Here is an 11,856-nt window from a genome sequence, read left to right on the forward strand (position 1 = left end):
AGTTCTGCACTCAACTTCAAGAATTTGGGCATCTGGGCTCGACGGGTGCAGAAGTCTCTGTGAGCGCTGCGGGGTGGGGCCCGTTGGGGTGTGGATAACTCTGTGTGAGAGGCGGAGGGGCGAGTAGTCTGGCGACCCACGTTCCTCGGGAGGGCCCATGCAGCTGCGCGTTTCGGTCGTCGAGTACGTCGACGGTGCGCGCCGTCGCCTGCGCAACGTCGGGCTCACCATCGACGTCACCCAGCCCGTAGGGGAGCTTGCTCGCGCCCTGGTCAGGGGCGGGATCGGGCACCCCAGGCTGCTCCCCTTCGCGACGCATCGGCAGGCCACGCTGACGCTGCGCGTCACACTGCCAGGCGGCACGCTCATCCTCGACGCCGGCGACACGATTGCCTCCGCCGGACTCGTCTCCGGCTGCACCGTCGAGCCCGTGCTCGAGACCTACGCCGGCGCGGGCCCGCGGGCGCGACCGCCCACCGCGCTCCTGACCGTGCTCGGCGGCGCCCAGCGCGGGGTGCGTTTTCTCGCAGCGGGACCGGAGTGCGGGATCGGGCGCGAGCGCGGTAACCGGATCGAGCTGCACGACCCCGAGGTCTCGCGCCGCCACGCCGTGATCAGGCGGGTAGGAGGCGCGATCGAAATCGAGGACCTCGGCTCGGCGAACGGCATCGCGCTGATCGACGCCGAGGGCGGCCGCGTGCCAAGCGAGGGCGGGCGGATCCGGATCGCCGCCACCGCCGTCGTGGAGATCGGGGCCGTGCCCGTCAGGGTCGAGGTCGCGCCGCCAGCCCTGATGCCCGAGGGGCGAGTGCCTGCGGCTCGACCGCTGAGCGCCGGATCCGCGGGCCCGCCCGCGCCCGGGCCCGCGTGCGGCGTCGCGCATCTCCCGGCCCCGCTCGTCGAGCCCGTCTACGCTCCGGAGGAGCTCGAGCTCTCGGAGCCGCCCGACCCGCCAGATCCTGCGAGGGCGCCGCTCATCGCGCTTGTTGCTCCCCTGATCATGGGGCTGATCCTGTTCCTCACGACGCGTTCGACGCTCAGCCTGGTGTTCGTCGCGCTGTCGCCGCTCATGCTGCTGGGTTCGTGGTTCGACGGCAGGGCGACGAGGCGCCGGGCGCATCGCGCGAGTCAGCGGGAGTTCGCGAGGGCGCTGCGTGCCGCGGAGCGGCAGCTCGCCGCTCGGGCGGACGCCGAGCGCACGGCCCGCGCGGCGGAGGCGCCTGGCGCGCAAGAACTCGCCGCGCTGCCCGCCAGCGGCGGCGCGCGCCTGTGGTCGCGACGGCGAGAGCACGGGCAGTTTCTCCAGGTCAGGCTCGGCGAGGCGCGGCTGCCGAGCCGTCAGCGCGTGCGGCCGCCCCCGCGCGGGCGGGGCTCCGGTCCTGGATGGGACGAGATCGAACGGGTGCGCGTGGCGTACGCGCGCGTCGACGGCGTGCCGCTCATCGAGGACTTTGCGCGCTGTGGTTCGCTCGGGATCGCGGGCCCGGAGTCGTGGGCCTGGCCGGCTGCGCGGGCAGTGCTCGTGCAGCTGCTCGCTCTGCACTCGCCGGCCGACCTCGTGATCGGGGCGTTCGCGCCCTCAACGCGGGCCGAGCGTGACTGGGGCTGGCTCGCCTGGGTGCCGCACGCCGGGTCGGCGTTCAGTCCGCTCCCGGGGCCGCACCTCGCGGCCGACCCCGAGAGCGCGACTCGATTGCTCGCAGCGCTGGAGGGGCTTGCCGCCGACCGGGGGCAGGAACGGCGACCCGTCGGGCCGGCAGTCGTCGTGCTCGTGCTCGAAGCTGCGCCCGTCGACCTCGCCCGGCTCGTTGCGCTTGCCGAGCGCGGGCCCGATGCCGGGGTGCACGTCCTCTGGGTGGCGGCGACACCCGCTGCCCTGCCCGCTGCGTGCCGCACGGTGCTCGAGGTGGGGCAGGAGGCGAGGCGCGTCCACCGCGTGCGCGACGGCGAGGTCGTGGAGCTCGATGCGGCCGAGGCGCTGGAACTGGCCGCCGCGGAGGTGTTCGCCCGCGCGCTCGCGCCCATCGTCGACGCGGGTGCGAGGCCGCGCGACGCAACAGACCTGCCGCGCAGCATCGGGCTCGCGAGGCTCCGTCACGCCGACATCCTCGGCTCTGCCGAGGCGATCCTGCGCGAGTGGCGGGACACCGACAGCCTGGTCGCCGAGTGGGTGCCGGGCGCGGAGCGCGCTTCCGGCGGGCTCGCCGCGGTGATCGGGCAGGGCGCCACGGGGCCCGTCGAGATCGACCTCAGGGCGCACGGGCCGCACGCGCTGGTCGGCGGCACGACGGGATCGGGCAAGTCCGAGTTTCTGCAGACGTGGATCATGTCGCTCGCCGCCCGGTACGCGCCCGACCGGGTGAACTTCCTGCTTGTGGACTACAAGGGCGGTGCGGCCTTCGCCGACTGCGTCGGTGTGCCGCACGCCGTCGGGCTCGTGACCGACCTCACCCCGAGGCTCGCGCGCCGAGTCCTCACCTCTCTCCGGGCCGAACTGCGCCGCCGCGAGGAAATCCTGGCCGATCGCGGGGCCAAAGACCTCGAGGCGCTCGAGCGCAGGGGTGACCGGGATGCGCCGGCAGCGCTCGTGATCGTCATTGATGAGTTCGCGGCCCTCGTCCGCGAGGTGCCGGAGTTCGTCGACGGCGTCATCGATGTTGCGCAGCGCGGACGCTCGCTCGGACTCCACCTGATCATGGCGACGCAGCGCCCAGCCGGCGTGATCAAGGAGAACCTGCGCGCGAACACGAGCATCCGTGTGGCGCTGCGGATGTCGGACACTGCGGACAGCCGAGACGTGCTCGGCGCCGATGACGCGGCGGGCTTCCCCCCGGAGATTCCGGGGCGGGCGGCGCTCAGGATCGGGGCCGGTGGTCCCGCGCACTTCCAGGCGGCCTATCTGGGGGGACGGGCCGGAGCGACCGCCGTCGAAATCGTCGAGGTGCGAGAGCTCGGTTTCGGGGAGCGCGCCGCGTGGTCGCTGGTTCCCGAGATCCGGCGCGCGCCCACGACCGCGCGCGCGAGGCCCCGCGACATCGAGGTGCTCGCCCGCACCATCGCCCGGGCCGCCCGGCTCGCGCGCACGAGGAAGCCGCGCCGGCCGTGGCTCGACGAACTCCCGGAGGTGTTGCCGCTCGGATCGCCGCTCCTGCGTCCGCCGGACCTCGGAGCGCATGATGGGCCCAGCGCTGGCGCCGGCGTGCGGGACGGGTCGCGCGGCCAGCGCGTGGTCATCGGGCTGCAGGACGAGCCGGAAAGTCAGGCACAGCGGCCGCTGTGGATCGACCTCGCCGGCGGCAACGTGGCGTTCTTCGGTGGCGTGGGGAGCGGGAAAACGACGGCGCTCTTCACCCTGGTCACGGCGGCGATCAAAGAGGCTCCGGGTGCCGCCGTATACGGGATCGACTGCGCTGGCGGCCGGCTCGGGGCGCTGTCGAGGCTTCCGAACACGGGCGAGATCGTGCCGGGTGGTGAGAGCGGCGACCGCGACCGCATGGTGCGTGTGCTGGGGCTCGTGGAGGAGGTGATCGCCCGACGAGCACACGCGGCGGAGGGGGCGAGAGAAGCGCCACTGCTCCTGCTCGTGGACGGGATCGCCGCGTTCCGGGATGCGCACGAGCACCTCGGGGGCGGGGCGGATCCGGTCGCACGGCTCGTGCGGATCGCCGCCGCGGGGCGCGCCGCCCGGGTGCTCGTGGGGGTCACCGTGGAGCGATCCAACGGCCTCCCCGCATCGCTTGCGGCGCACTTTCCCGATCGCTTCGCGCTCGCCCAGGCGTCGGCGGAGGAGGCTCGCGTGCTCGGCGTCCCCTCCGACGCCGATGAGCGAGCGGGACCCGGCCGCGCCGTGCGTGTGGGGGACCGGAAGGAACTCCAGCTCGCGCTGCCGGGAGTGAGCGGAGAGGCCGTCGAGATCGACGCGGCGCTCGAGGCGATCGGCGGGGAGATGCGTCGGCAGGGAGCCGTGCAGGCGACGCGCGTGCCGCCGCTGCCGCTCGCGCTCTCGCTTGACGGGCTCGGGCCGGCGGCGGACGGCAGGGCGCCGTTCGGGGTCGACACCGTGCGCCTCGAACCGGTGGCCGTGCCGCGATCAGGGCTCGCGCTCGTGACCGGGCCGGCGGGCTCGGGGCGCACGACCGCCCTCCGCACGCTGCTGAGTGCGCTCGCGCGATCAGAGCCTCAGTTCGAGGCGGTCCTCCTCGCCCCGCGACGTTCGGCGCTGCGTGACCTTCCGCTGTGGGCGGCAGTCGCCGATGCGCCGGATGAGCGGACGAGCATGATCGAGGCGCTGGCTCAGGCCTTCGGCCCGCACGGCGGCTCCGAAGCGCAGAGTCCGGCGGCGGCGGGGCCCGGGGCGCGAGCCCCGGCAGGCCGATCTGCGGTGCGCGGGCGCAGGGTCATCGTGGTGGAGGACGTCGGCGGCTTCGAAGGAACGGGGGATGAGCAGAGGCTCGCTGCGCTGCTCAAGGCCCTGCGGACGGGCGAGACCACCGCCATCGTCGAGGGGGAGAACGCGACCCTCGGGGCCGTGTGGGAGATCGCGGCTGCGCTCCGCGGTGCGCGCTGGGCACTCGCGCTGCAGCCGGACGCGAACGATACCCCGAGCGTGCTCGCCACGCCGTTCACGCACGCGCGACGGGCAGACTTCCCTCCCGGCCGCGGGTACCTGCTCGAAGGGGGCCGCATGTCCGGTGTGCACGTTGCGCTTCCGGAGACGCCGGTGCGTGCGGCGTGAACTGGGGTTTCTGCGAGGTGAATCCGTCAATGTCCGAGGCGAGGACTACGCTGGGGATCCAGCCGGGAGGTGAGAAACATGCCGAATGACACGCTGCAGCGCTGGTCGCGCGAGCGCGTCGAGGAGCTGCCTGGGGCGCACCTCGCATTTCCCTTCGGGCCCGAGTTCGCGGTCTACCGGATCCTCGACAAGATGTTCATGGCCCACACCGTGCTGCGCGGCGAGCCGCTCGTGATCCTGAAGGCGAAGCCCGCGGATTCGGAGGTGCTGAGGCGCGCGTATCCCCAGATCACGCCCGGGTACCACATGAACAAGCGGCACTGGATCACGCTGAATCCGGGCAAAACGCTCGAGCGGCAGCTCGTGGAGGACCTGGTGACCGAGTCCTATCTCCTCGTGGTCGAGGGGCTGCCGCGGGCGAAACGGCCGGTGGATCCCGGCACGTTCGGTCAGGCGAAGGAGGGGCCGGGATGACGGCCGAGAACGAGCAACTCAGGCGACTACTCGAGGAGCAGCGCGAGCACACCCGTGCGCGGGTCGCCAAGCGGGAGGCCGACCTCGCGGAGTTGACGCGCGCTCGCCGCAGCGAGTCCGACGACGACGAGCACGACCCCGAGGGGGAGACGCTCTCGGCGCAGTGGTCGATGCGGACGGGCCTGCTCGAATCCGCGAGGGAGGACGCGCGGGCGATCGACGAGGCGTTCCGCAGGCTCGAGGAGGGCAGCTACGGCGTCTGCGAGGTGTGCGGCGAGCGGATCCCGCTCGGCCAGCTCGAGGTGCGCCCGTTCCGCGCGGCGTGCGTGGCATGCACGAAGTGATGGGCGGCGCGGGCGCCGGCGCGGGCGCCGGGGCCGATCCCGGCGTCGGGATTGGGCCGGCGGTGCCGGCTGACGCCGGCGAGGTCTTGGCCCTGGTCCGCCGAGCGTATGCGCCGTACGTCGAGCGGATCGGGCGCGAGCCCGCGCCGATGGGCGCCGATTACTCCGAGCTCATCGCGCGCGGCAGCGTCACGGTTGCCCGGCGCGGCGCGGCGCTCGTCGGGGTGCTCGTGTCGGAGCCGGGGGAAAACTTCCTGCTCGTCGAGAACATCGCGGTCGCGCCCGAGGAGCAGGGCACCGGCCTCGGCGCCCGCCTGCTCGAACGCGCCGAGCGGGAGGCGCGCGAGCTCGGCCTCGGCGAGCTGCGCCTCTACACGAACGCGAAGATGACCGAGAACCTCAGCTACTACCCGCGCCGCGGCTTCGTCGAGGTGGAGCGGCGGGAGGAGGACGGCTTCGACCGGGTGTTCTACGCCCGAGCGCTCGGGTGATCCCCGCCGGAAGCAGGGGACTCACGCTCTGACGTGCCCACTGCACGCCAGGAGTGCAGGCGCGCCGTGCGTGCGTCCGCCACGCTACACCAGCCTTGCGTTGTCGACGCCCTCCTTCACCACGCGGGTGAATCCACCGTGCACCGCCTGCTTCACGAGGCTCTTCACGAACCCGGCAGCCGTGCTGGCGGGCACGCCGGGCGGCACCGCGAGCGCGAAACGGTCGACCCGCACGTCGACCACGACGGGTCCGCCCCGGTGCGCAAGGGCGCGGCGAAGATCGTCTTTCAGGGTTGCCGGATCATCGCATCTGATCCCCGTCGCGCCGAACGCCTCGGCGACCCGGGCGAAATCGATCTCGTCGAGCGCGGTCCCCCACGGAACCATCCCCGCCTCCTGCTGTTCGATGTTGACGAAGTCCAGGAGGGCATTGTGGAAGATGACGTGCACCACCGGCGCCTGCGCAGCGACCTCGGTGACGAGGTCGGAGAAGGCGAGCATGGAGAAGCCGCCGTCGCCGCACAACGCCACGACCTGGCGATCCGGCGCCGCTTTCCACGCGCCGAACGCGTTGGGCGAGGCGTTCGCCATCGACGCCCACGAGTAGGAGCCCAGATGGGTGCGCTGCCCCCGGAAATCGAGGTGATGTGCAGCCCAGATGACAGGAGTTCCGGTGTCAATCGTGACAATGGCGTCGTCATCCAGGAGCTCATTGATGGTCGCGGCTACAAACTCCGGACGGATGGGGGAGAGCTCCGCGCCGTCATCGACGTACGCGCGCAGCTTCTTCTCCCATCGTGCGGTCGTCTTGAGCGCACGATCCAGGTGGGCGCGATCCGTCCGCTCGTCGAGGAGCGGGAGCAGCTCCGGCAGCAGGGCTTCGAGGCTCGCGCCGATCCCGAGCTCGAGCGGGACACGCCTTCCGAGCAGCTCGGGCCTCCGATCGACCTGCACGAACTTCGCCTCGCCCACGGAAAGGAAGTCGGGATACGGGAAATCGGTGCCGAGGAGCAGCACGAGATCGGCGGACTTCAGCGCCTCGTGGCAGCCGCCGTATCCCAGGAGCCCCGTCATCCCGACCGCGTTCGGGTTGCCGCTCTCGAGGAAGGCCTTTCCCTTCAGCGAGAAGCCGACCGGGGCGGCGATCCGCTCGGCAAGCTCGACGACGAGATCGCGCGCCTGCTCGCAGCCCGCGCCGCCGAACACCGTGACGCGCTCGGCAGCGTTGATGAGGCGCGCGAGCGCCGCGACGTCCCCCGCACTCGGACCGACCGCGGGCTGAGGGAGCGGACGATAGACGGGCTCATTCCCGAGCGGTGACGCTGCTCCGGCGATGTCGCCCGGCAGGGAGATCACAGCGGGGCCGCTCATCGTGGCGCAGGCGTCGAGGGCCTGCGTGAACACGGCGCGAGCCTGTTTCGCGCTGACCACTCGGCCGACGAAGTGTGCCGCCGGGCGAAACAATTCGTAGGGGTTGACCTCCTGCAGGCCGCCCGTGTCCATGATGTCCGTGTGTACGTCGCCCCCGATCACGATCACGCGTGCGCGCTCGCGGAGGGCGTCGATGAGCGCGTTCGTGAGGTGCGTGACGCCTGGTCCGGCCGTGCCGCAGACCGCGACGATCCCGCCGCTCACTCTCGCGTCGGCCGAGGCCGCGAACCCGCCCCACTCCTCGTGTCGCACGTGGACAAACTCGATCTCCGGATGACGCCCGATCGCCTCGAACGCGGGATTGAGCGCGTCCCCCACGATCCCGTAGCAGCGTTTCACCCCTGCCTGCGCGAGCATGCTCCAGAGGTCGTCGGACACTGTTCTCTGCATGGTTTCCCCCTTCGTCGTTCTGCTCCGGATCCCGTTCCTCAGCTGTCGGCGGCAAGACCGAAGCGCGCAGGATCCGCGAGTCGCCAGTCGCGCGCCCAGGACTCGGGCGGCGAGGAGAGGAGTTCCCCGGGTTCAAGCCAGCGATACAGCTCCGCGTACGAGCTGCTGCGCTCCTCGCTGAGATTGCGCCGCAGCATGTGCGGGGAAAGGTCCTCGCGATCCCGAGCCCCCATTGAGGCCATGAGGCGAAGGGCCTCGGTCACGGTATTCCGTTGATAGTTCGCGACGCGCACCGTCTTCGTGGTGACATCGAGTGAGCGTGCCCTGCGCGGATCCTGTGTCGCGACCCCCGTCGGGCAGGTGTTCGACGCACACCGCAGCGACTGAATGCAGCCGAGCGCCATCATCATGGGCCGGGCCGCATTCGCGTAGTCTGCGCCCTGGATCATGCGTTTCACGATGTCGCTGCCCGCCGCAATCTTGCCCGCCGCCCCGAGCTTGATCCGGTCGCGCAGCCCGGTGCCGACGAGCGCATTGTGCACGAGCATGAGGCCCTGAGTGAGCGGCATCCCGACATTGTCCTCGAACTCCTCGGGGGCCGCTCCGGTGCCGCCCTCGGATCCGTCGACAACGATGAAGTCCGGGGCGGTGCCGAGTTCAATCATTGCCTTACAGATCGCGAGCACGTCCCGTTGCGAGGTGGCGCAGAGCTTGAAGCCCGCTGGCTTTCCGCCGGCGAGTTCCCGCATGCGCGCAATGAACTCGATGAGCTCGAGAGGGGTCGAGAAGACGCGGTGCCGCGCGGGACTCACGCATTTCTCGCCGACGGGCACGCCGCGAGCCTCGGCGATTTCGGGAGTGACCTTGTCGCCGGGCAGCACCCCGCCGAGACCAGGCTTGGCGCCCTGGCTCAGCTTCAGAGAGACGCACTTCACCTGGGGGTTCGCGGCCTGATCGGCAAAGTGTTCCGGGGAGAAATCCCCGCTCTCGGTGCGCGCGCCAAAGTAGCCGCTGCCAATCTCCCAGACAAGATCCCCGCCCTGGCGATGGTACTTCGAGATCCCGCCCTCACCCGTGTCGTGAGCGAAGCCGCCGTCCCTCGCGCCCGCGTTCAGGGCGCTGATTGCGTTGCTCGAGAGCGCGCCGAAGCTCATCGCCGACACATTGAGCATGGCCATCTCGTAGGGTTGGGTGCAGTCCGGGCCGCCGATGAGGACTCGCGGCGGTGTCTCCGGCGGCTCAAGCGGGGTGACCGAGTGAACGAGCCACTCGGCTCCGGGCCGCTGGACATCCCTGAGCGACCCAAAGGCTTCCTCAGACTTCGCGTTTTCAGAGCGGTCGTCGATCATCTGGCGGGTGGTGCGGTTGAATGGCCGCCCGTCCCAGTCGCGCTCAATGAAGTACTGCTGAATCTCGGGGCGGATCTTCTGGAGCAGATACCTCGCGTGCCCGACCACCGGATAGGTTCGCAGCACCGCGCGCTTTCGTTGTGCGAGATCAAAGGCGCCGAGCGCGGCGACCGCCGACGCGGCGATGCCCGCGGCGATCCGGAGCCCCCCTCCTGGTCCTCGACCACTCCGCTTCGCTGACACCACTCGCCACCTTTCTCGCACCGCATCCACGCGGACTGGGGTGCCAGCGCCGCGGCCGGATGAGGTTATGGCCACTGTCCCATATCGCTGCTATGTGTGCCATGTGCGCTGGCTGAGTAGTTGCTTGGTGGGGGGGGGGTTCGGTCGAGGGCGGGTAGGTGCGCTTGGCTGCGGTTGGTTGCGGCTGGCTGCGGTTGGCTGCGGTTGGCTGCGGTTGAGTTGACCCAAAGTATGCCTTGGAGCGCAATAAGCGTCACTTTGGGTCAACTCAACGCGCGGGGCTGCCGGGTGAGCGGCCAGGCGGCGGCCGCGGGAGCAGGCCGGCAGGCCGGGAGTCGGCTTGAGTTGACCCAAAGTGTGCCCTGGAGCGCAGAAAGCGCCACTTTGGGTCAACTCAAGGGGAGGGCCACCGCTTGGGTTGACCGAAAGTGTCTCCTGGAGTGCAGAAAGCGTCACTTTGGGTCAACTCAGGGGGGCGACGCGGGGCACCGGCGACGCGGCGACACGGCGCACCGGCGGCCCGGCGGCCCGGCGGCCGCGACTACGCCTGCGCCGGGGGCGCGTCGTAGGTGAGCCAGCGGGTTTTGGTGGCGAGGGTGTCGTAGAGGGCCTGGGCCTGGGCGTTGTCGTCGGCCGTGATCCAGCGCACGACCGAGCGTCCCTCGGCCGCGGCGATCTCGGTGAGGCGGTCGATGAGCGCGCGCCCCGCGCCGCGGCCGCGCACCTCGGGGTCGGTGAAGAGGTCGTCGAGCCAGATCCCCACGGTTCCGGTCGAGGGGCGCGAGAAGCGGCGGAAGTCGGCGATCGCGACGATGCGGCCGTCGGCCTCGGCGACGAGGCTGCCGACCTCGTGCTCGGGATCGGCGACCCATCCCCAGACGCGGGAGACGATCTCCTCCGACTCCGGGAGGTGATAAAACTCCCGGTAGGCGCGGAAGAGTTCGCGCCAGCGCTGCTCGTCGGCAGGGGCTACGGGGCGGACGGTCACTGCGGTGGTTGCGGGCATGGGAGCTCCTATCGGGGTACGTATGTGGGTGCGGATGCGGGTGCGGATGCAGCGGCGGATGGGGATGACAGTGCCGACGCCCGCCCCAGCGCGAGCAGCAGCACGAGCGTGAGCGCCGCGAGGGCGAGTAATCCAAGCAGCACGTCAGGTAGCGGGAAGTGCTGCGCGAGCAGGGCGATCGGGAACGGCGCGAAGAAGCCGACGTAGGTGAGCGCCTGAAACACGGCGGTGTTGCGGCCGAGTTGCCCGGCCGGGCTTATGGCCGTGATCAGGCGGAGCCCGGTTGTCTGGCAGAATCCGTGCGCGAGTCCGAACACGAAGCAGGACACGAGGAGCAGCCCGAGCGACTGCCCGGTCACTGCGGCGATCCCGATCCCGGTTCCGGCCATCGCGAGGGCGAGGGCGAGCGGGGCGAGGAGCCGCGGCGAGGCGGTCGCGCGGCCGGCGAGCGGCTGCACGCAGAGTCCGCCGAGCGCGGGGAGCGGGGTGAGGAATGCACTGAAGAGCAGGGGATCGATGCCGCCCTCCTGGCGCACGGCGCTCGGCAGCGTCGCGAGCGGAACGGCCGTGCAGATGAGGGTCCACGGGGCGAGCGGCAGCACGAGGCGCAGGAAGCGCGGGTCGCGGAGGCCGAGGCGTGCGTCGCCGGCCCCGGCCGGGGCGGGGCTCGGCGCGATCGTGCCCGGGATCGCGCGGCCCGGGATCGCGGAGCCGCGAGGATGCGTGCCGCGCACCCCCTGCAGCACCACCCCGACCGCAAGCGCCGAGAGCGCGACGTGCGGAAGCATCGCCCACACGGCCGGGTGCGGGATCCCGAGCGCGAGGAGCGCCCACGCGAGTGAGCCGGTGACGAGCGCCCCCGTGCCCATCCCGACGGTGGTGAGCACCATGGCGAGGCGTGATCCACGGGCGCCCGCGACGGCCCCGGTGACCCAGGCGGTCGCCGAGCTGAAGCCGATCCCGCACCCGATTCCCGTAAGGAAGCGCCCGATCAGCACGAGTTCAGGGTGGGATCCGGCGAGCATGAGCAGCCCGGAGGAGAGTCCCGTGACGGCGACGGCGGCGAGGACAACTCTGGGGCGCCCGAAGCGGTCGGAGAGCGATCCGCCGATGAGCAGCATGGGGATGAGGCTCGCGCCGTAGACGACGAAGATGCCCTGGATCGCGACGTCGCCGATGGGCGCGATGCGGGGGAAGAAGAGGAGCAGCGGCGCGAACTGGAGGGTGCCCCAGCCGAGCACGAAGAGGCTGAGCAGCGGGGCGAGCACGGGGACGCTCGCGTGGCTCGCCGGCGCGCGCCGAACCTCCGTGCTTCCCTGGACCATGTGCCCATACTGCCCGCCTTTCCGGCCGGGAGAGAATGCCGGATAATGAAGATTCGAGTGGTCCGGAA

8 protein-coding genes are annotated in these 11,856 nt (G+C 71.4%); 4 read left to right on the plus strand and 4 right to left on the minus strand.

Annotated features, from left to right (window positions below):
- Positions 1 to 157: 157 nt before the first annotated feature.
- The 4 genes from ACOPJ3_RS01975 (at position 158) to ACOPJ3_RS01990 (ending at position 6,044) form a co-directional block, all read left to right on the plus strand.
- Positions 158 to 4,735 carry an FtsK/SpoIIIE domain-containing protein gene (locus tag ACOPJ3_RS01975; protein WP_427870151.1) on the plus strand — a complete coding sequence of 1,526 codons (4,578 nt, stop codon included), beginning with the start codon at positions 158 to 160 and terminating at the stop codon, positions 4,733 to 4,735.
- A gap of 78 nt (positions 4,736 to 4,813) precedes the next feature.
- Entirely contained in the window at positions 4,814 to 5,209 is a 396-nt protein-coding gene (locus ACOPJ3_RS01980; protein ID WP_427870152.1) for an MmcQ/YjbR family DNA-binding protein, read from the plus strand.
- Complete coding sequence (locus tag ACOPJ3_RS01985; protein ID WP_427870153.1) at positions 5,206 to 5,553, plus strand: TraR/DksA family transcriptional regulator; 348 nt, start codon at positions 5,206 to 5,208, stop codon at positions 5,551 to 5,553. The genes ACOPJ3_RS01980 and ACOPJ3_RS01985 overlap by 4 nt, the downstream gene beginning before the upstream one ends.
- Positions 5,541 to 6,044, plus strand: coding sequence for a GNAT family N-acetyltransferase (locus ACOPJ3_RS01990; protein ID WP_427870154.1), 504 nt, complete (start codon positions 5,541 to 5,543; stop codon positions 6,042 to 6,044). The genes ACOPJ3_RS01985 and ACOPJ3_RS01990 overlap by 13 nt, the downstream gene beginning before the upstream one ends.
- 84 nt (positions 6,045 to 6,128) lie before the next feature.
- On the opposite strand, the gene ACOPJ3_RS01995 is transcribed toward ACOPJ3_RS01990, so the two are convergent.
- The 4 genes from ACOPJ3_RS01995 to ACOPJ3_RS02010 form a co-directional block, all read right to left on the minus strand.
- Entirely contained in the window at positions 6,129 to 7,865 is a 1,737-nt protein-coding gene (locus tag ACOPJ3_RS01995) for a thiamine pyrophosphate-dependent enzyme (protein ID WP_427870155.1), read from the minus strand.
- Between the two features lie 38 nt (positions 7,866 to 7,903).
- On the minus strand, positions 7,904 to 9,457 hold the full coding sequence (locus ACOPJ3_RS02000) for an FMN-binding glutamate synthase family protein (protein ID WP_427870156.1): 1,554 nt from the start codon (positions 9,455 to 9,457) through the stop codon (positions 7,904 to 7,906).
- Between the two features lie 541 nt (positions 9,458 to 9,998).
- Complete coding sequence (locus ACOPJ3_RS02005; RefSeq protein WP_427870157.1) at positions 9,999 to 10,463, minus strand: N-acetyltransferase family protein; 465 nt, start codon at positions 10,461 to 10,463, stop codon at positions 9,999 to 10,001.
- 8 nt (positions 10,464 to 10,471) lie between these two features.
- A complete protein-coding gene (locus ACOPJ3_RS02010) occupies positions 10,472 to 11,788 on the minus strand; it encodes an MFS transporter (RefSeq protein ID WP_427870158.1) in 1,317 nt (438 codons plus the stop codon).
- Between the last annotated feature and the right edge of the window lie 68 nt (positions 11,789 to 11,856).

Source organism: Leucobacter luti (assembly GCF_050310065.1).
Classification (GTDB): Bacteria; Actinomycetota; Actinomycetes; order Actinomycetales; family Microbacteriaceae; genus Leucobacter; species Leucobacter luti_B.

Excerpts from the sequence above, each read along its gene's own strand:
- ACOPJ3_RS01990 (WP_427870154.1), top strand. The coding sequence starts at position 5,541 with ATGCACGAAGTGATGGGCGGCGCGGGCGCCGGCGCGGGCGCCGGGGCC.
- ACOPJ3_RS02010 (WP_427870158.1), bottom strand. The coding sequence starts at position 11,788 with ATGGTCCAGGGAAGCACGGAGGTTCGGCGCGCGCCGGCGAGCCACGCG.
- ACOPJ3_RS01975 (WP_427870151.1), top strand. The coding sequence starts at position 158 with ATGCAGCTGCGCGTTTCGGTCGTCGAGTACGTCGACGGTGCGCGCCGT.
- ACOPJ3_RS01985 (WP_427870153.1), top strand. The coding sequence starts at position 5,206 with ATGACGGCCGAGAACGAGCAACTCAGGCGACTACTCGAGGAGCAGCGC.
- ACOPJ3_RS01980 (WP_427870152.1), top strand. The coding sequence starts at position 4,814 with ATGCCGAATGACACGCTGCAGCGCTGGTCGCGCGAGCGCGTCGAGGAG.
- ACOPJ3_RS01995 (WP_427870155.1), bottom strand. The coding sequence starts at position 7,865 with ATGCAGAGAACAGTGTCCGACGACCTCTGGAGCATGCTCGCGCAGGCA.
- ACOPJ3_RS02005 (WP_427870157.1), bottom strand. The coding sequence starts at position 10,463 with ATGCCCGCAACCACCGCAGTGACCGTCCGCCCCGTAGCCCCTGCCGAC.